A 19,214-nucleotide genomic window follows, 5' to 3' on the forward strand; every position below is an offset into this window, starting at 1 on the left:
CGTAGATGTGGCTCGATGAGGATTCTGTCATGGGAGCGCTTCCATCACAAGCGCTCGATGGACACGGCAATCGAGGATGCAGAATTCTCGTCATGGTCAACGTGACAGGCGACGGCGCGTTCTCGGTGAACGGCGTGGGCGTCGACAGTGCGCCTTTTCCCCTGGCCTTCTCCCTCGACGAGGTAGCCGGCTGCTGGTTGGTCTCCGCGACCGCGGCTCAGGCCAGCGAGCTCGCCGACCTCCTCGCGGCGGCCGCGGGCCTCTCGGTCGCGGTGGTGAACCTGGCGACCAACAGCTATGTCGACGAGGACTTCGCCCCGTGGCCGTCCGCGCGGATCGCCGCGGCACAGGGTGTGCGGGCCGAGGTGCACGACTTCGGGGCACTGTCCGACGGGGTCAATGTCGGCTCCCAGGGGCTGGTCCTGCGAGCCACCGACCTGCCGGCGTTCCTTGACGGCTGGTCGCCGTACGAACTGGCGTTCGCCGGCCTGTCGCACGCACCGAGCGCGGGCGACCTCGACGCCCTCGCGCTCACCGTTGGGACGACCGCCGGCGGCGACTCGATCGTCGCGAACGTGCCAGGCGCGACGCTCTGGTACTCGGGGCATGACGACTGCTATGTCTGGATGGAGACGGTCGATCGGTCCTGGGCCATTCAATTGCTTGCTCGGCTGTTGGCCCTCCATGCCGGCTCGGCCCTGGTCGACGGCGTACCGGTCGAAATCGTCGAACCGCGCGAGGAAGTCGTGGAGAGGCTGCTCGCGCAGAGCCCGCACTGGGTCGGCGTGGTCGCCGACAGCACTCCGGGCACCCTGGCCATCGAGCTGTCCGCCACCGCGGGGCGCTGGCGACTGGGCGATGCGCTGCCGGAGGAGGTCGATCGCACCGCGACCTACGACATCGCGGATGGCGACTGGCGGCTCAGTCGACTACCACTACCTCCAAGCGGCGGGGGCCGTGCACGCCCTCGACGCGGTTGAGCTCGATGTCGCTCGTGGCCGACGGGCCTGAGATCATCGTGAGCGGGCGGGTCGGGTCCGCCAGGCGGCGCAGGGCCGCGGGCAGGCGCTCGACGACCTGGTCGACCCGGACCACGCAGACGTGGTGGTCGGGCACCAGGGTCAGCAAGCGGCGGCCCTGGTCCGGGCCCGCGTCCAGGATGATCGTGCCGGTCTGGGCCACCGCCACCGCGCAGCCGGTCACCACCGCCACGCCCGGTGCGTCGAGGGCGGTGACCGTCAGCGGCGCCGGATCGCCGTCGATCGCGCGCGAACCGGCGAACGAGGACGACCACGACGACGGTACGCCCGGCGGCAGCACGAGCGACGGCACGTCGGCCAGCAGCGCACCGACTGTGGCCGGCAGGTCGGCGGCCGTGCACCGGCGGACCGTGGCCTTGTAGTCCTCCAGCCGGTCCACCAGCAGGTCGACCACCTCGGCACCCGGCGGGCCGTCGTCCGACGCGTAGTCGCGCGGCACCGGCACCGGCGCCGTCGGCATCGCGGCGCGGACGCGGCGGAGGATCTCCGTGCGGGCGTCAGGACGAGTGCTCACGGGCCCACCATTCGCGGAAGGTCTGCTTGGGCGGCAGCGGGGCGTCGCGCGTCGAGGTCCACGCCGACAGTGGCCAGGGGAGCCGGCGCAGGGTGCCGCGGCCGCCCGCCGCCAGGCGTAGCGGTGCGGCGCCGCGGCGGGCCGCGCGCAGGGCGGCGGCGTACCGGCGGCGGTCGCGCATCACGTAGGACATCGTGCGCATCGCCGTGCGCTCAGCCGAGGGCCGGCTGCGGGCGGCGTCCACCCCGGACTGTCGCAGATGGACCAGCACCTGCGGGATGTCGATCCGGACCGGGCAGGCGTCGAAGCAGGCGCCGCAGAGCGTCGACGCGTACGGCAGCGTGCGGTTGGCCCCCTCGCCGCTCATCTGCGGCGACAGGATCGCCCCGATCGGCCCCGGATACACCGACCCGTACGCGTGCCCGCCCACCCGCTCGTAGACGGGGCACACGTTGAGGCACGCCGAGCAGCGGATGCAGCGCAGCGCCTGGCGCCCGACCGGGTCGGCCAGCGTGTCGGTGCGGCCGTTGTCGACCAGCACGATGTGCACCGTCTGCGGCCCGTCGCCGGGTGTCACGCCCGTCCACAGCGACGTGTACGGGTTCATCCGCTCGCCCGTCGACGAGCGCGGCAGCAACTGCAGGAACACCTCGAGGTCGGCGAAGGTGGGCAGCAGCTTCTCGATGCCGACCACGGAGATCAGCGTCTCCGGCAGGGTGAGGCACATCCGGCCGTTGCCCTCGGACTCGACCACCGCCAGCGTGCCGGTCGCCGCGATCGCGAAGTTGGCACCGGAGATGCCCACCTTGGTCGACAGGAACCGGGACCGCAGGTGCCGCCGGGCCGCCTCGGCCAGCGCGGGCGGGTCGTCGGTCAGCGTGGTCGCGTCGACGTCGGCCATTCTGCTCGCGAAGATGTCGCGGATCTGGGTGCGGTTGTAGTGGATCGCCGGCACCAGGATGTGCGACGGGGTGTCGTCGGCGAGCTGCACGATCAGCTCGGCCAGGTCGGTCTCGACCGCGTTGATGCCGACGGCTTCGAGCGCCTCGTTGAGGCCGATCTCCTGGGTGGCCATCGACTTGACCTTGACGACCTCGGCGGTGCCGGTGGCCCGCACCAGGTCGGCCACCACGGCGCACGCCTCTTCGGCGTCCCGGGCCCAGTGCACGGTCGCGCCGGCCGCGGTCGCCGCGGCCTCGAACTGCTCCAGCAGGGAAGGCAGCCGCGCCTGCACGTCGTCCTTGATCGCGGCACCGGCCACCCGCAGCTGCTCCCAGTCGGACACCTCGCCGACCACCCGCAGGCGCTTGTCGCGGATCGTGTGGGTCGCCTTGCGCAGGTTGCGCCGCAACTGCTCGTCGCCCAGCTCCCGGCGGGCCGCCGTCGGGAACGGCAGCCGCGTGACGATGTTCCCGGTGCCCGTCATCGCGACGCCAGGATCTGCGCGTAGTGGATCGGCGTGACCGGCGCCGACGACCGTGACAACCCGCCGCCGATGTGGGTCAGGCACGAGTTGTCGGCGGCCGCGAGATATTCGGCGGACGTCGACACCACCGCGGCGCACTTGTCGGCCAGCATCGCCCCGGACACCCCCGGATTCTTCAGCGCGAACGTCCCACCGAACCCGCAACACTCCTCGGCACCCGAAAGCGGCGAGAGCGTCAGCCCCTCGACCGCCTCCAGCAGCCGCCGCGGCCGGTCACCGAGCCGCAGCATCCGCAGCCCGTGGCAGGTCGGGTGGTAGGTCACCCGGTGCGGGAAGCGCGCGCCCACGTCGGTCACCCCCAACTCGTCGACGAGGAACTCGGACAGCTCGTACGTGCGGCCGACCACGGAGGTCAGCTCCGGCGAGGGCGCCAGCCGCGGATAGCTCTCCCGGACCATCGCGACGCACGACGCCGACGGCGCCACGATCGCGTCGTACCCGGAGAAGGTCGTCACGAAGTTCGCCACCAGCGGCAGGGCCTCGGCGCGGTAACCGCTGTTGGCGTGCATCTGCCCGCAGCACGTCTGCGCGAGCGGGAACTCGACCCGGTGGCCGAGGCGCTCCAGCACGGTCACGACGGCCTTGCCGGTGTCGGGGAACATCAGGTCGTTCACGCAGGTGACAAAGAGGGCGATCCGCATCTGTTACCGGCTCTCGAAGAAGGGCAGATGGCGGTCGCGGGCCGCCGTGAGGTGGTCGCGCATCGCGGCGGACGCCGCGGCCGGGTCGCCGGCCGCGACCGCGTCGACGATGCGGTGGTGCTCGCGCGCGCTGACGCCGTAGTGCGCGGCGGGGAAGTGCAGCCGGAACAGGTGCAGGTGGGCGCGGAGCCGGACGACGGCGTCGTGCAGCATCCGGTTGCCGGACAGGCCAGCCAGCGTGTGGTGGAACCGGGCGTCCTGGGCGGTGAACGCGGCGACCGCGGCGGCGCCCTCCGGCCCGGGCAGGTCGGCCTCGGCGCGCAACCCGGCCAGCTCCGCGCCGTCGAGACCGGCCGCGGCGACCCGGGCGGCGGCCGCGGGCTCGAGGATCAGCCGCATCTCCACCAGTTCCTCGAACTCGGCCCGGGTCAGCAGCGGCGTGGCCGTGTAACCGACCAGCGGCTTCTTGCTGACCAGGCCGTCGGACTCGAGCCGGGCCAGTGCCTCGCGCACCGGGGTGGGCGAGACGGCGAGCCGGCGGGCCAGGGCGTCGATGTTGATCCGGGCGCCCGGCTGCACGTCGTGGTCCATGATCAGCGCGCGCACCGCGGCGTACACGTCGTCGGTGAGGGTGATCCGTCGAGCCGGCTGCACGATCAAAGATCCTATAGGATCCCTCGCCAGGCCGCAGCCCGGTGCGTGGCGATGATTGGATCGACAGCGTGACCGACGAGATCGTCTACCTCGGCTGCTACACGAAGGAATCCGGCGGTACGGGGGAGGGGATCGTCGCCGCCACCCGCGACCGGGAGACGGGCCGGCTCACGCCCGGTGCCGTGGTCGCGCGTACGCCGTCGCCGTCCTTCCTGGTCTGGCACCCGACCCTGCCCGTGCTCTACGCGGCCAACGAACTCGCCGAGGGCGAGGTCAGCGGCTGGGCGGTGGACGGCCCGGGCCCGCTGACGGCCGTCGGTCGGGCCGGCACCGGCGGCACCGAGCCCTGCCACGTCGCGGTCACCAGCGACGGGCGCCACCTGCTCGCCGCCAACTACGCGAGCGGCTCGATCTCCGTACACCCCTTGGACCCGGCGACCGGCGCGGTGGGCGAGCGGACCGACCTGGTCGTCCACGACGGGCACGGTCCGGACCGCGACCGGCAGGCCGGGCCGCACCTGCACATGATCTCGATCGACCCCGCGGACGGGCCGCTGATCGCGATCGACCTCGGCACCGACGGCCTCTATCCCTACCGGGTGGACGGTGACCGGCTCGTGGCGGCCGGCGACCCGGTGCGGCTGGCGCCGGGCACCGGACCGCGGCACGTGGCGCGGCATCCGGACGGCCGGCGCGCCTACCTGGTCGGCGAGCTGGACGCCATGCTGACGAGCTTCGAGATCGACGGTACGGACTGGCGCGAGCGGCACCGGATCGAGGCGAGCACCCGCCCCGGCGCGGAGAGGTATCCCTCCGAGGTCGCCTGCCGGGCCGACGGCCGCTATCTCTACCTCGCGACCCGCGGCGTCGACACGGTGTCGGTGTTCGCGTTGGACGGTGCCGCGCCGCGGCTCGTGGCGGAGGTCGACTGCGGCGGCCGGTGGCCGCGGCACCTGGCGCTCGCCGGCGACCACCTCTACGTCGCCAACCAGACGGGCGACTCGGTCGCGGTGTTCGCGGTCGACGGGCGGACCGGAGTGCCCACGATGGTCGATGCGCCGGTCGCGGTCGGGAGTCCGACTTGTGTGCTTGCGCCCCGCAAGACCGTCATTTCGTGATCCGCGGAAAAGGTTGGTAGCTAAGGGATTTCGTCAACTCGTCGGAGTAACACGGTTACAGGAAGTGATGAAAACCGATCCGTTCGTCTCTCCTCCGTAACTTTAATCCGAACGTCCCTGGCAATACGGCGCTCGGCTCCGCAAGATGGTCGGGTGTCTGGCCGGCATCGCATGCGATTCAAGCTTCGCGGGGCTGGCGTCATCGCCGCCGCGATGGCGCTCGTCGTCGTTTCCACTGGCGTCTACTTCGGTTACCGACAAGTATCCCAACCGGGATGCTCCGGTGAGGCGAAGCTGACCGTCGCCGCCGCGGGTGAGGTGGCCCCCGCCATCGAGGAGGCCGCCAAGGCCTGGGTCGACGGTGGTGCGCAGGCCGACGGCGTCTGCGTCGCCGTCGAGGTGACGGCGCAGGAGCCCGTCGACGTGGCCGCGGTGGTCGCCGGCAAGCACGGCGTCGCCCTGGCCGGCGTGGGCCTCGCCAACGGCACCGCCACGATGCCCGACGTCTGGGTGCCGGACTCGTCGACCTGGCTGCTGCGGCTGCAGAGCGCGGCCTCCGGCTTCTCGCCGACCAACGGTGAGTCGATCGCCCGCAGCCCTGTCGTCATCGCGATGCCCGAGCCGGTCGCGCAGCAGATCGGCTGGCCGCAGAAGAAGCTCGGCTGGAACGACCTGCTGGACGGGCTCACCAAGAGCACCGCGCTCAAGCCAGGCATCGTCGAGCCGACCCGCGACGCGGCCGGCCTCTCCGGCCTGCTCGCGCTCGGCGCGCAGGCGGGCACCCTGGGCGCGCAGGCCCAGAACGTGCAGACCTCGGTGCTGCGCGCGCTCGCGTCCGGCAAGTCGGCGCTCCGCACCGACCTGCTGGCCCGGTTCCCGCGCTCGACCGACCCGGCCAGCGTCGCGCAGGCGCTCTCCGCCGCGCCGCTGTCCGAGGAAGACGTCGTCGAATACAACGCGTCCAAGCCGCCGATCTCGCTGGCCGCTCTCTACCTGGAGCCGGCGCCGACGTCGCTGGACTACCCGTACGCGGTGATGCCCGGCACCGACCCGATGAAGGCCAAGGCGGCCGAGGGCCTGTTCCGCGTGCTGACCGCCCCCGACTTCAAGAACCGCCTCGGCAAGCAGCACCTGCGCTCCGCCGACGGCACCTGGGGCGACGGCTTCGAGGCACCGGCCGGCGCGCCGAGCCCCGCCGGCACCCCGCAGGTCAAGCCGTCGGGCGACTCCGGCGGCACCGCGGCCGGCACGTCCGACCCGGCCGTCGTCGAGCGCACGCTGGCGACCTGGACCGCGGTCACGCTGCCCGGCCGGCTGCTCGCCGTCATCGACATCTCCGGCACCATGGGCGGCAAGGTCGCCAGCGCCGGCGGCAAGACCCGCATGGACCTCACCAAGGCGGCCGCCACCCGCGGTCTCGGGCTGTTCAGCGACGACTGGGCGGTCGGGCTGTGGTCCTTCTCCAGCAACCTCGGCGGGGGCCGGGACTACAAGGAGCTCGTGCCGATCCAGCCGGTGTCCAGCGGACGCTCGGCCCTGCTCGGCCAGTTGACGACGCTCCAGGCCAAGAAGGGCGGCAACACGGGTCTGTACGACACGATCCTCGCCGCCTACAAGAACGTGCAGAACGGCTGGCAGAACGGTCGGGTCAACTCGATCGTCATGCTCACCGACGCCATCGGCAACGACGACCCCGAGGGCGGCATCGACCACGCCGGCCTGCTCCGCGAGCTCAAGAAGCTCAAGGACGACAAGAAGCCGGTGCAGCTGATCATCATCGGCCTCGGCGACAAGGTGAACCGCGGTCCGCTGGACGAGATCACCAAGGTCACCGGCGGCGGCCTGTTCGTCGCGGAGGACCCGGCGAAGATCGGTGACATCTTCCTACAGGCCATCTCGCTGCGCCCGACCAGCCGCTGACACGCACCGTTTGGTGGCAACCCGTTCGCCTGGCTAACGGGTTGCCGTCAAGCAAGTGACGGTTTTCCGTCCCAGCCCCATCGGGGGACGGGTGATGGGCGAAGATGTCCAGGCACCGCTCTCCGGTGCGTCGACACCCACGAGCTGGGGAGGGCTTGGTGACGTCGGCGACGCTGGTTAACCCCGCTTCTACGCGCCCGGATTCCGAGCGCGGCGCCGTCAACGCGGCGTTGGTGCGGGCCCGTCAACGCGCATACGTGCGCGCCGTCATTCTGATCGACATCGCGATGATCACGTTCGCGGTGCTCGGCGGCTACTTCGTGCGGTTCGGCGAACTGTCCGGCCAGTTCGGTGGTGGAGCGCCGCGTGACTCGCGGCCGTACGCCGTCATCATGGTCGGCCTGGGCGTGGTCTGGCTGATCTCGCTCAAGCTGATGCGCAGCTACGACGCCCGCCTGCTGGGCTACGGCGTCGACGAGTTCCGCCGGGTCGCGGCGGCCACCGTCCGGCTCGCCGGCGCCATCGCGATCGTCGGCTACGTCGTCGACCTGGGCGTGGCCCGCTGGTTCCTCGTGCTCAGCTTCGCCCTCGGCCTGGTCGGCCTGGTCGTCGGCCGCTACGCAGCCCGCAAGTGGCTGCACCACGCCCGGCGCCGCGACGGTGCCTGGTCGCGCCAGGTGCTCGTGGTCGGCGACGCCGTGCACATCAACGAGCTCGTGGCCACGCTGCGCCGGGAGCCCTACGCCGGCTACCACGTGGTCGGCGCGTGCATCCCGGACGGCCTGATCGCGCCGGTGCCGCAGCGGCTCGGCGACGTGCCGGTGGTCGGCTCGTTCCGCACGGTCCTCGAGGCGGTCGAGTCCACCGGGGTCGACACGGTCGCGGTCACCACGTCCGGCGAGCTGACCGCGATCCGGCTGCGCCGGCTGGGCTGGCAGCTCGAGGGCACCGGCGTCGACATGGTGCTCGCACCGGCGCTGACCGACGTCGCCGGCCCGCGCATCCACACGCGACCGGTGGCCGGGCTGCCGTTGATCCACGTCGAGGCCCCCGAGTTCCGCGGTGGCCGCAAGCTGGTCAAGGGCTTCTTCGACCGGGCGGCCGCGCTGGTCGCGCTGACGCTGGCGCTGCCGGTGCTGCTGGCGATCGCGCTCGCCATCAAGCTCGACGGCCGCGGCCCGGTGTTCTTCCGGCAGACCCGAGTGGGCCTGTCCGGCAAGGAGTTCGGCGTCTTCAAGTTCCGCACCATGGTGGTCGACGCCGAAGAGGTGCTCGAGCGGCTCAAGGCCCGCAACGAGACCGACGGGCTGATGTTCAAGATGCGCGACGACCCGCGGGTCACCCGGGTCGGCCGGTTCCTGCGGCGCTTCTCGCTCGACGAGCTGCCCCAGCTGGTCAACGTGCTGCTCGGCCAGATGAGCCTGGTCGGCCCGCGCCCACCGCTGCCCCGCGAGGTGGCCCGCTACGACGGTGACGTCGCCCGGCGGCTGCTCGTCAAGCCGGGCATCACCGGGCTCTGGCAGGTCAGCGGCCGCTCCGACCTGAGCTGGGAGGACGGCATCCGGCTCGACCTCTACTACGTCGAGAACTGGAGCCTGACCGCCGACCTGGCGATCATGTGGAAGACGGTCGGTGCCGTGATCGCCAGTCGCGGGGCTTACTGAGTTTTCGGGCCCGACCAGTCGAGGCAGACGACGACCGCGTCGTCGGCCAGGTCCGACGCGACGTGCGCGCGCAGCTCGCCGAGCAGCGCGCGCACGGCGTCCAGCGGCGCCTGCCGGCCGCTGCGCCGGATGAACCGGGTCAGCGCGGTCTCGCCATACATCGTGCCGCCCTGGTTGGCGGCCTCGTAGACGCCGTCGCTCACCACGAACAGCCGGTCGCCGACCTCCAGCTCGAAGGTCTGCGGCCGATAGATGGTGCCGTCGAACATGCCCAGCGGCAGTTGCGCCTCCAGCTCGACGTCGCTCACCTCGTCGCCGCGTAGCAACAGCAGCCGCGGTGAGCCGGCGTCGACCGCCGTGACCACGCCGGAGGCGAGGTCGAGCTCGAGCAGCAGCGCGGCCAGGGACTGCTCGCCCCGGTAGTGCGCGTAGACCGCCTGGTCGGCGAGGGCCGCCTGGTCGGCCAGCGCGAGCTCGCCGCGCCGGGCGTTGCGCAGGGCGAAGGTGGCGAGGCTGGTCAGCGTCGCCGCGGTGACGCCCTCGCCCGAGCCGTTGACCGCCGACAGCCAGAGGCGGTGCCCGTCGTCGGCCCAGTCGAAGCTGTCGCCGCGCACCGCGTACGCGGGTTCGAGCTGGCCGGCGAGCGCGAACGAGGACCGGCTCCGGCTGCGGCCGGGCAGCAGCTCCCACTGCATCTCGGCGGCCAGGGTCAGCCGGCGGGCCCGGGCGGCCATCAGGTAGCGGTCGGTGCTGTAGCGGACCGCCTCGACCTCGTGGGCCAGGTAGGTCGACAGCCGGGCCAGCTCGGCCCGGTCCGTGTCGTCGTCCGGGACCGGCGCCAGGCGCAACACCCCGAGGCGGTCACCGCGCATCGTAACCGGGAGGAACAGGGCACCGTCCGCCTCGACCTCCGACTGGTGGTCGAAGCTGCGCCAGGCGGGGTGGCCGGGCCGGGTCACCCCCTCGCCCTCACCCAGCGGCAGCAACGCGGCCAGCCGGTAGTCGACCAGGAACAACTCCACGTCGGCGATGCCGTACCGCTTCGCCAGCTCGTCCCGCAGGCGGTCGACGAGCTGATCCGCCTCGGCGCTGGACAGCGCGCGTTCGACATCGACTAACCGTTCGTTCATCGTTGGTCCCCTCGGCGAGGTGGCGGGGTGACCCGCCGGGGTAGTGTTTTCCCACCATGGCCGATCACCATGCGTCCTCCGACGTGACCGCACAGGCCGCAGCTGTCGACAGCGCGGCCGAGGCGTTGCTGTCCGTGTGGGACGCGGCACGCGAGGGCGCCGCCGATCGCGTCTCGGGGTCGCAGTTGCGCGCGATGCTGGTGGTGGAGGAGTTCGACGGGATCAACCTGCGCGGTCTCGCGGGCAGCCTCGGCATGATCCTTTCCTCGGCCAGCCGGCTCTGCGACCGGCTCGTCGCGGCCGGCATGCTCGAACGCTTCCCGGGACGCACCGACCGCCGGGAGATCGCGCTGCACCTCACCACGACCGGCCACCGGCTGCTCGAGGAGCTGCGCGGCGAGCGGCGCAGGCAGCTCCGCGAGGTGCTGCTCCGGATGAGCCCGCCGGCCCGGCTGGCGCTGCTGCGGGGGCTGAGCGAGTTCGGCGACGCGGTGGCCCGGCCCGAGTCGGACGTGCTGACCGCCTGACGGGCTAGGCCCGGACCCACGCCGCGGGCTCCGCGAGGATGTCGCGGACGACCGCCCCGGCGGCGCCGACCGCGGCCGCGGCCGGCCCGAGCGCGGAGGCCCGCACCGTCATCGGCGACCAGGCCGAGGTGAGCACCCGCTGGGAAAGCTCCGCCTCGACCGCGGGCGCGAGCCAGGGGGCCAGCGGCCCGAAGATGCCACCGAGCACCACGGTGTCGACGTCGAGCATGTTGACCACACCGGCCAGCGCGACGCCGAGCGACCGGCCCGCGGCCGGCAGCCGCGCCTCGGCCAGCGCCGCCTCGGCACGCAGCCGCGCGAGCCCCGCCTCACCGGGCGGCAGGTCGCGCAGCAGCGCCTCCTGCCCGGCGTACTGCTCGAGGCAGCCGCTCGCCCCGCACCGGCAGCGCGGACCGTCGGGCCGCACGCAGACGTGCCCCAGCTCGCCGCTCCAGCCGCGGGCGCCGCGGAACAGGTCGCGGTGCAGCACGATGCCCGCGCCGATGCCGATCTCACCGGAGACGTAGACGAAGCTGTCGAGCCCCTGCCCGTCGGCGTGCAACTCCGCGATCGCCGCGAGGTTGGCCTCGTTGTCGACGATCAGCGGGAGGTCGCCGAGCGGGCCGGCGGCCAGGGTGCCGGCGGCGTCGACGTCGTGCCAGGCGAGGTTCGGCGCGCGGTGCACGAGGCCGACGCCGGAGACCAGCCCGGGCACGGCGAGCGCGGCGCCGGCCACCGTCCGGCCGGCCGCTGCCGCCTCGGCCCGCAGCTCGGCACCGAGGTCGGCCACGGCGGCGAGCACCCCCGCCGGGTCGAGCCGGCGCTGGTCGCCGTGCACGATCGCCCGGTGCTGGACGGTGCCGGTGAGGTCGACGACGCAGCCCGCCAGGTAGTCGACGTTGATCTCGAGGCCTAGCCCGGCCGGGCCGTACCCGTGCAGGACCAGCCCGGCCGCCGGTCGCCCGGCGCCGGCCCGCGGCGCGGGACCCACCTCGGCGAGCAGGCCCCCGCCGACCAGATCGTCGACGAGCGCGGAGACGGTGGCCCTGGTCAGGCCGGTGCTGGCGGCCAGGTCGGCGCGCGACGGCGGACGGCTCGCGGCGGCGACGTGGCGCAGCACGAGGGCCAGGTTGTGGGCCCGCACGCTGGCCTGCCGCACCGGAGATCTGCCGTCCATGGCCTTGACACTGCCACGGCGGAGTCAAATAATTCAACCGCTAAACAAATTACGCATCCTCTGGAGGAGGCCCAGCATGGCTGCCGAACCCACCCGCGCCGATAAGTTCTCGTTCGGTCTCTGGACCGTGGGCTGGCAGGCCCGCGACCCGTTCGGCGACGCCACCCGGCCGCCGCTCGACCCGGCCGAGTCCGTGCACAAGCTCGCCGAGCTGGGCGCCTACGGTGTGACCTTCCACGACGACGACGTCATCCCGTTCGGGGCCGACGACAGCAGCCGGGCGGAGCACATCTCCCGGTTCCGCAAGGCCCTCGACGAGACCGGCATCGTGGTGCCGATGGTGACCACCAACCTGTTCACCCACCCGGTGTTCAAGGACGGCGGCTTCACCAGCAACGACCGCGACGTCCGCCGGTTCGCGCTGCGCAAGGTCATGCGCAACATGGAGCTGGCCGCCGAGCTGGGCGCGCAGACCTACGTGATGTGGGGCGGCCGCGAGGGCTCCGAATACGACCTGGCCAAGGACGTGCAGGCGGCCCTCGACCGCTACCGCGAGGGCGTCGACTTCCTCGCGCAATATTCGATCGATCGCGGCTTCGGCCTGCGCTTCGCGCTCGAGCCCAAGCCCAACGAGCCGCGCGGCGACATTCTGCTGCCGACCGTCGGCCACGCGCTGGCGTTCATCTCGAGCCTCGACCACCACGAGCTGGTCGGCCTCAACCCCGAGGTCGGGCACGAGCAGATGGCCGGCCTCAACTACGCGCACGGCATCGCCCAGGCGCTCTGGCACGGCAAGCTCTTCCACCTCGACCTGAACGGCCAGCGCGGCATCAAGTACGACCAGGACCTGGTCTTCGGCCACGGCGACCTGATCAACGCGTTCGCCCTGGTCGACCTGATCGAGCACGGCGCGCCCGGTGGCGGCCCGGCCTACGAGGGTCCGCGGCACTTCGACTACAAGCCCTCGCGTACGGAGGACTTCGACGGCGTGTGGGCCTCGGCGGCCGCCAACATGCGGATGTACCTGCTGCTCAAGGAGCGGGCGCAGGCGTTCCGGGCCGACCCGGAGGTGCAGGAGGCGCTGGCCGCCAGCAAGGTGGGCGAGCTGCGCGAGAGCACGCTGGGCGCCGGTGAGACAAGTGCCGACTTCCTCGCCGACCGCGGTTCGTACGAGGATTACGACGCCGAGGGTGCCGGTGCCAAGGGCTTCGGCTTCGTCCGCCTCAACCAGCTCGCCGTCGAGCACGTGCTCGGCGCCCGTTAAGGAGACATGACCATGCCGCTGGTCGCCGGCATCGACTCGTCCACGCAGTCGTGCAAGGTGGTGGTCCGCGACGCCGAGACCGGCGCGCTGGTCCGCGAGGGGCGCGCCACGCATCCGGAGGGCACCGAGGTGCACCCGGACGCGTGGTGGCGCGCCCTGACCGAGGCCAGCCGCCAGGCCGGCGGTCTCGACGACGTGGCCGCGGTCGCCGTCGGCGGCCAGCAGCACGGGATGGTCTGTCTCGACGCGTCGGGCGAGGTGGTCCGCCCGGCGCTGCTCTGGAACGACACCCGCTCGGCCCAGGCCGCCTCGGACCTGACGGCCGAGCTGGGCGGGCCCAAGGCCTGGGCCGACGCGGTCGGCTCGGTGCCGGTCGCCAGCTTCACGATCACCAAGCTGCGCTGGCTGGCCGAGCACGAGCCCGACAACGCCGACCGCACCGCCGCCGTCTGCCTGCCGCACGACTGGCTGACCTGGAAGCTCGGCGGCACCGGCGCCATCGCCGACCTGCGCACCGACCGCGGCGACGCGAGCGGCACCGGCTACTGGTCGCCGGCCACCGGGGTCTACCGCAACGACCTGCTCTCCCTGGCCTTCGGGCGGGAGCCGCACCTGCCGACGGTGCTCGCGCCGACCGGCCGGGCCGGCACGATGCCCGGTGGTGCCGTGCTCGGCCCGGGCACCGGCGACAACGCGGCGGCGGCGCTCGGCGTCGGCGCGCAGCCGGGCGACGTGGTCGTCTCGATCGGCACCTCGGGCACCGTGTTCAGCGTCGCCGACCTGCCCGCGGCCGACCCGAGCGGCATCGTCGCCGGATTCGCCGACGCGACCGGGCGGTTCCTGCCGCTGGTCTGCACGCTCAACGCGGCGCGCGTGCTCGACGCGGCCGCCGAGCTGCTCGGCGTCACCCACAGCCGGCTGGCGGAGCTGGCCGGCCAGGCGCCCGCCGGTGCCGACGGGCTGGTCATGGTGCCCTACCTCGAGGGGGAGCGCACCCCGAACCGGCCGCTGGCCACCGGGGCCGTCCACGGGCTGACCCTGAAGACCTCGACGCCGGCGCACTTCGCCCGGGCCGCGGTCGAGGGCATGCTCTGCGCGCTCGCCGACGGCCTCGACGCGCTGATCGCCGAGGGCGCCGCGGTCAACCGCGTCATCCTGATCGGCGGCGGTGCCCGCAGCGAGGCGGTGCGGCGGATCGCGCCGGAGGTCTTCGGCTGCGGCGTGGTCGTGCCCGAGCCGGGCGAATACGTCGCCGACGGCGCCGCGCGCCAGGCCGCCTGGGTGGCCTCCGACCAGTCCGCGCCGCCCGCGTGGGCGACCGGCCGGGTCGAGACCTACGACGCGCGGCCGGTGGCGGCGATCCGCGAGCAGTACGCCGCGGTTCGCGAGCTCGTACACGACCGACACAACTCGTAACACTGGCCCCACCGCGATACGGTCGGACGCGATGGATCCGGCCGACGCGGCACACGAGATCCGCGAGCGCGCCGTAGCGCTCGCGGAATATCTCCTCGCCGTCCGCGCCCTGCTCGACAAGCCGGTGCGCACGGTCCCCGCCGCCGACGCCTTCTGGCACGACGACCTGCCCAGCCACCCGGCGGTCGAGCTCGGTCCGCGGCAACCGGGCGCCGGCTGGCTGCGGGTCGGCCGGCCCGGCCCGCCGGCGCCGCCGTCGATCCCGACACCGTTGCTGCGCCACCTGGTCTGGGACCTCACGCCCGACCACCCGCCGACCATCGCCGACACCGACGAGACGCGCACGGCGGTGTTCGCGGGCTGGTTGGAGGACGCGTGGCGCCCGTGGGCGCGGGCCCACCGCGCCGCCGAGGCCGCCCGGGCGCTGCACGACCGCCTCTACGACCTGCGCTACCGCCTCGACGTCGACTCGGCCCGGGTCGAGCTCGTCTGGGGGCACGCGATCCTCGACGCGCCGGTCGGTGGGGAGGCTGTGCGATATCCACTGCTCGCCACGCCCGTCGCGATCGACTACGACCCGGAAACCACCACGGTCACCGTGCACCCGCAGGGCCCCGCCCGCCTCCAGGCCGACGCGCTCGGCGGCCTCGACAACCGCCGGGTCGGCGACCTGCTCGATCTCGCCGCCCCGGGCGGTTACGTCGAGATCGACCCGTGGGACGCGGCCGCGCGGCAGGAGTTCGCCGGTCGCGCGCTGCGCCGGCTGGGCTTCGACCCGCTGCTCCGGTTCGGCGCCGAGCCGCCCGAGGGTCCGCACGTGCACGACACCGGCGTGCTGTTCCTGCGCCCCCGCCAGCGGATGGTCCGCCGCTTCCTGGAGGCCGAGCGCGACCGGCTCTCCACACCGGGCGGCGGTGGGGTCGGCGCGCTCGCGGGCATCCTCGCCCACGAGCCGACCGCGCTGGTGATGCCCGACGACGACCCGGACGCCTGGACGCGCACCGGCGACCGGCTGCTCATGCCGATGGCGACCAACGACCCCCAGGAGTCCATCGCGGCGCGGCTGGCGGCGCACCGGACGGTCGCGGTGCAGGGCCCACCGGGCACCGGCAAGACCCACACGATCCGCAACCTGATCTGTCACCTGGTCGCGCACGGCAAGCGGGTGCTGGTGCTGGCGCAGAAGGAGGACCCGCTGCGGGTCCTCCGCGACGGCCTGCCGGCCGAGATCCAGCCGTTGTGCCTGGCCGTGCTCGGCCGCTCCGCCGACCAGCTCGTGCAGCTCCAGATCGCCGCCCGCGAGCTGTCGGACCGCGCGGCGACCCTGGACCGCGACGCCGCGGCCGGCGACCTCGCCCGGATCACCGACGAGATCGACGTGGCCCAGACCCGGTTCGCCGCGGCCCGCGACGAGCTGCTCGCGGTCGCCGAACGCGAGACGGCGACCTATCTGATCGGAGGCGTGCCCTCCTCGCCGGCCGAGGTCGGCGACTGGCTGCGCCGCACGGACGCCGACGGCCTGGTGCCCGACGCGGTGCCGCCGGGCACGCCCCCGCCGCTCACGGCGGGGGAGTTCGGCCTGCTCGGCGACCTGGCCCGCACTGTCTCGGTCGAAGACCGCGCGCACGCCCTGGCCGACCTGCCCGCCGACGGCCAGTTGCCGTCCGGCGAGGCGGTCGCGCTGCGGCGCTCCGCGCTCGACGACGCGTCCAAAGTGGTCGAGCAGGCCCGCGACCGCGGCGTCGACGTCGACGGCGCCCGCCGCCTCGGCCCGGAGGGCGTGGCCGAGCTGGCCGCGGCCCTGCGCGCGGCGGCGGAGACGCTGGCCCGGCGCGAGGGGAGCTGGACCGACCGGCTGGGCCGGCTGATCCGCGAACCGAGCTGGCAGTCGGTCTGGAACGAGCAGGTCGTGGCCAGCCGCCATCTGCTGACCGAGCTGGGGCGGCGCACGGCGGCGCTGTCGGGTCACCGGGTGGAGATCGCCGCCGAGCACGCGGCCCAACCGCGGCGGCTGCTGGCGCACCTGGCGCAGATCCGCGAGCGCTTCGCGGCGGGCAAGCCGGTCCGCCGCCTGACGCACGCCGACCTCGCCAAGGTGATCGCGGCCTGCCAGATCGACGGCGAACAGCCCCGCACCCGCGAGGACATCGACCTCCTGACGGCCACGATCGAACGCGACCAGCTCCGCGCCCAGCTCACCGCCCGCTGGACGGAGTGGTGCGCCCGCCTGGACGCGCCCCTGACCACGTCCGACGCGGGTGGCGGGGTCGAGCCGGAGCTGTGGGCCGGGCGGTTGCTGGCCGAGGCCCTCGACGCGCTCGACTGGGAGAGCCGTCGCTGGCCCGCGCTGCGTACCAACCTCGCCGTGCTCGTCCCCGCCTGCCCCCGGGCCGTCGACGCCGCCACCCTCGCCGACCTGGCCGCGCTCGCCGAAGCCGCGACCGCCGTGTTCACCGTCGATCGGATCGAGGCCGAGCAGGAGGCCATGACCGGCTGGCTCCGCCAGGCCGTCGCCGCGCCCGGTGCGCCGCCCGTGCTGCGGGCCCTGGCCGCCGCCTGGGCCGCCGAGGACGCCGTCGGCTGGGACGCCGCGTTGGCCGAGATCCGGCGACTGTGGACCGTCCGTCCCGACGCCACCCGGTACGCCGCCCTGCACGCCCGCCTCGCCGCCGTCGCGCCGCGGTGGGCCGGTGTCTACGACCGCGGCGTCGCACCCGACAGCGGTGAGGCGGCCCTGCGCGCCTGGGCGTGGCGGCAGGCGCAGACCTGGTTCGACGCGGTCGCCGGCACCCACGGCGTCGGCGACGACGAGCTCGGCCGGCGCCTGGAACGCGCCCGTGACCAGGAGCGCCGGCTCACCGGCGAGATGGTGGTCGGGTCCGCCTGGCTCGAGGTCGCCCGTACCCTCGACGACCGCCGCAAGGCGGCCCTCGCCGACTGGGCCGCCGCGCTCCGCAAGATCGGCAAGGGCACCGGCAAGACGGCCGCGCACTGGCAGGCCGCGGCGCAGCGGGCGATGGCCGAGGCCGCCACCGCCGTACCCGTCTGGATCATGTCGGTGGATCGTGCCCTGGAGCAGTTCCCGGGCGCCGGCCCGCTCTTCGACGTGGTGGTCGTCGACGAGGCGTCGCAGGCCGACATCTTCGCGCTGCCGGTCCTCGCGCTGGCCCACCGCGCCGTCGTCGTCGGCGACGACCAGCAGATCGGCCCGCAGCTCGTCGGCCTGCCGGCCGAGCGGGTCAACGCGCTGATCGGCACCCACCTGACGCCGGCCGGGGTGCCGTCGGCGGTGCACTTCGACACCGAGAGCAGCCTCTACGACCACGCGGTGCGCCGCTCACCGCAGCGGATCCTGCTCACCGAGCACTTCCGCAGCGTGCCGGCGATCATCGGCTTCTCCAGCGACACCTACTACGACGGCAAGATCCAGCCGCTGCGCGCGGACCGCCCGGCCGGTCTCGGCGCCGCCGTCACCGCCGTCCACGTCCCGGACGGGCGCCGCGAACCCCTGCCGGAGTACGGCGACGTCAACGTCGCCGAGGCCGAGGCGCTGGTGGCCCGGGTGGTCGCGATCGTCGCCGAACCGGCCTACCGGGGCCGCACGCTCGGCGTGGTCAGCCTGCTCTCCACCAGTGGCCAGGCCGACTACCTGCAGCACCGGCTCCGCGCGGAGCTCGGCCCCGACGAGCTGGAGCGCCGCCGGCTGCGGGTCGGCGACGCGTACACGTTCCAGGGCGACGAGCGCGACGTCGTGCTCGTGTCCACGGTGGTGGCGAGCGCGGACGGCGCGATCGGCGCGTTCACCAAGCGCGACTACCACCGCCGGGTCAACGTCGCCGCCTCCCGGGCCCGCGACCAGCTTTTCGTCTTCCACTCGGTGGCCCCGGGCGAGCTCAACCCGGACGACGCCCGGGCGCTGCTGCTGTCGTGGGCGACCCGGCCCGATCCCGTCCCGGAGCCGGCCGACGCCCGGGTGCTGGACACCGAGTTCACCCGCGAGGTGTGGCGCCGGCTGACCGCCGCCGGGTTGAGCCCGGTGCCGCGGTTCCGGCTCGGCGCATACCAGATCGATTTCGTCGTCAACGGTCCCGACGGGCGCCGGCTGGCCATCGCCTGCGACGACCGCTACCGCGGCACGGCGGCCTTCGCGGCGGAGCTGCGCCGCCAGGCGGTGCTCGAACGGGTCGGCAACTGCGTCTTCGTCCGGCTGCGGGCGAGCCTCTTCCACCGCGACCCCGACCGGGCGATGACCGCGGTCTGGGCGCGCGCCGAGGAGCTGGGCCTGCGCCCCGTTCAGTCCTGAGCCGTCGAGAGCAGCGCGGTGAGCAGCGTCGCCTCCTCCCGGGTGCCGCTGATCTCCGTGTCGATCAGGCGGCGGAACGCGGGGTCGAGCCGTTCGCCGTCGCCCAGCGCCTGGTCGATTTCGAGCAGCGCGTTGCGCATCGCGACCCGGGCGGCGTGCACCTCGGAGATCGCGGTGTCGAGGTGGCCCGCCGGCGGGGGATTGGCCGACGTCACCAGGACGCCTGGACGACGTACGCCGTGTGTGTCGTGGTTGTCGCCAGCGTGTGAGGCTGCGGGGGAGGAAGCGCGGAGCGCGCGGCGCCAGCGTCGGAGCAGAGGAGGATATTTGCCAACGCTTTCGCGTAGCGACTGTTGGCGG

15 protein-coding genes are annotated in these 19,214 nt (G+C 73.5%); 8 read left to right on the forward strand and 7 right to left on the reverse strand.

Annotated elements, in window-relative coordinates:
- Nucleotides 1–29 precede the first annotated feature (29 nt).
- Entirely contained in the window at nucleotides 30–980 is a 951-nt protein-coding gene (locus tag Asi02nite_RS01715) for a hypothetical protein (RefSeq protein ID WP_203710305.1), read from the forward strand.
- Here the strand turns inward: Asi02nite_RS01715 and Asi02nite_RS01720 are convergent.
- Genes Asi02nite_RS01720 through Asi02nite_RS01735 form a run of 4 tightly spaced genes read right to left on the reverse strand, consistent with a single transcriptional unit; the run spans nucleotide 922 to nucleotide 4,335 of the window.
- On the reverse strand, nucleotides 922–1,554 hold the full coding sequence (locus Asi02nite_RS01720) for a LutC/YkgG family protein (protein ID WP_239126404.1): 633 nt from the start codon (nucleotides 1,552–1,554) through the stop codon (nucleotides 922–924). The two genes, Asi02nite_RS01715 and Asi02nite_RS01720, sit on opposite strands and share 59 nt — an antisense overlap.
- Nucleotides 1,538–2,980: a LutB/LldF family L-lactate oxidation iron-sulfur protein gene (locus Asi02nite_RS01725; protein WP_203710307.1), complete on the reverse strand. Its 1,443-nt coding sequence runs from the start codon at nucleotides 2,978–2,980 to the stop codon at nucleotides 1,538–1,540. Before Asi02nite_RS01725 ends, Asi02nite_RS01720 begins: the two co-directional genes overlap by 17 nt.
- The gene (locus tag Asi02nite_RS01730) at nucleotides 2,977–3,681 is read right to left on the reverse strand and encodes a (Fe-S)-binding protein (RefSeq protein ID WP_203710309.1); all 705 of its coding nucleotides are present in this window, start codon (nucleotides 3,679–3,681) and stop codon (nucleotides 2,977–2,979) included. Before Asi02nite_RS01730 ends, Asi02nite_RS01725 begins: the two co-directional genes overlap by 4 nt.
- A gap of 3 nt (nucleotides 3,682–3,684) precedes the next feature.
- Nucleotides 3,685–4,335 carry a GntR family transcriptional regulator gene (locus tag Asi02nite_RS01735; protein ID WP_239126405.1) on the reverse strand — a complete coding sequence of 217 codons (651 nt, stop codon included), beginning with the start codon at nucleotides 4,333–4,335 and terminating at the stop codon, nucleotides 3,685–3,687.
- Nucleotides 4,336–4,394: 59 nt separating this feature from the next.
- Between Asi02nite_RS01735 and Asi02nite_RS01740 the strand changes: the two genes are divergently transcribed.
- The 3 genes from Asi02nite_RS01740 to Asi02nite_RS01750 all read left to right on the forward strand — a co-directional run bounded on the left by Asi02nite_RS01740 (nucleotide 4,395) and on the right by Asi02nite_RS01750 (nucleotide 9,037).
- Nucleotides 4,395–5,453, forward strand: a complete 1,059-nt coding sequence (locus tag Asi02nite_RS01740; protein WP_203710483.1) for a lactonase family protein — start codon at nucleotides 4,395–4,397, stop codon at nucleotides 5,451–5,453.
- 171 nt (nucleotides 5,454–5,624) lie between these two features.
- Nucleotides 5,625–7,373 carry a substrate-binding domain-containing protein gene (locus Asi02nite_RS01745; protein WP_203710310.1) on the forward strand — a complete coding sequence of 583 codons (1,749 nt, stop codon included), beginning with the start codon at nucleotides 5,625–5,627 and terminating at the stop codon, nucleotides 7,371–7,373.
- Nucleotides 7,374–7,531: 158 nt separating this feature from the next.
- The gene (locus Asi02nite_RS01750; RefSeq protein WP_239126406.1) at nucleotides 7,532–9,037 is read left to right on the forward strand and encodes a sugar transferase; all 1,506 of its coding nucleotides are present in this window, start codon (nucleotides 7,532–7,534) and stop codon (nucleotides 9,035–9,037) included.
- On the opposite strand, the gene Asi02nite_RS01755 is transcribed toward Asi02nite_RS01750, so the two are convergent.
- Nucleotides 9,031–10,167, reverse strand: a complete 1,137-nt coding sequence (locus Asi02nite_RS01755; RefSeq protein WP_203710312.1) for a PP2C family protein-serine/threonine phosphatase — start codon at nucleotides 10,165–10,167, stop codon at nucleotides 9,031–9,033. The two genes, Asi02nite_RS01750 and Asi02nite_RS01755, sit on opposite strands and share 7 nt — an antisense overlap.
- A gap of 56 nt (nucleotides 10,168–10,223) precedes the next feature.
- Here Asi02nite_RS01755 and Asi02nite_RS01760 point away from each other — a divergent pair, with 56 nt between their 5' ends.
- Nucleotides 10,224–10,694, forward strand: coding sequence for a MarR family winged helix-turn-helix transcriptional regulator (locus Asi02nite_RS01760; RefSeq protein ID WP_203710313.1), 471 nt, complete (start codon nucleotides 10,224–10,226; stop codon nucleotides 10,692–10,694).
- Nucleotides 10,695–10,698: 4 nt separating this feature from the next.
- Here the strand turns inward: Asi02nite_RS01760 and Asi02nite_RS01765 are convergent, their stop codons facing one another.
- Complete coding sequence (locus Asi02nite_RS01765; RefSeq protein ID WP_203710314.1) at nucleotides 10,699–11,871, reverse strand: ROK family transcriptional regulator; 1,173 nt, start codon at nucleotides 11,869–11,871, stop codon at nucleotides 10,699–10,701.
- 76 nt (nucleotides 11,872–11,947) lie between these two features.
- On the opposite strand from Asi02nite_RS01765, the gene xylA reads away from it, so the two are divergent.
- The 3 genes from xylA to Asi02nite_RS42240 are packed head-to-tail and all read left to right on the forward strand — an operon-like array spanning nucleotide 11,948 to nucleotide 18,854.
- Nucleotides 11,948–13,135 (forward strand): xylose isomerase, encoded by a 1,188-nt coding sequence (gene xylA, locus Asi02nite_RS01770; RefSeq protein WP_203710315.1) that lies wholly within the window; start codon nucleotides 11,948–11,950, stop codon nucleotides 13,133–13,135.
- Between the two features lie 12 nt (nucleotides 13,136–13,147).
- Nucleotides 13,148–14,551 (forward strand): xylulokinase, encoded by a 1,404-nt coding sequence (xylB, locus tag Asi02nite_RS01775; RefSeq protein ID WP_203710484.1) that lies wholly within the window; start codon nucleotides 13,148–13,150, stop codon nucleotides 14,549–14,551.
- 31 nt (nucleotides 14,552–14,582) lie between these two features.
- A complete protein-coding gene (locus tag Asi02nite_RS42240) occupies nucleotides 14,583–18,854 on the forward strand; it encodes an AAA domain-containing protein (protein ID WP_203710317.1) in 4,272 nt (1,423 codons plus the stop codon).
- Here the strand turns inward: Asi02nite_RS42240 and Asi02nite_RS01785 are convergent.
- Complete coding sequence (locus Asi02nite_RS01785; protein ID WP_203710318.1) at nucleotides 18,845–19,069, reverse strand: hypothetical protein; 225 nt, start codon at nucleotides 19,067–19,069, stop codon at nucleotides 18,845–18,847. The genes Asi02nite_RS42240 and Asi02nite_RS01785 overlap by 10 nt on opposite strands.
- Nucleotides 19,070–19,214 lie beyond the last annotated feature (145 nt).

Origin of the sequence: Asanoa siamensis (genome assembly GCF_016862555.1) — a bacterium.
Classification (GTDB): domain Bacteria; phylum Actinomycetota; class Actinomycetes; order Mycobacteriales; family Micromonosporaceae; genus Asanoa; species Asanoa siamensis.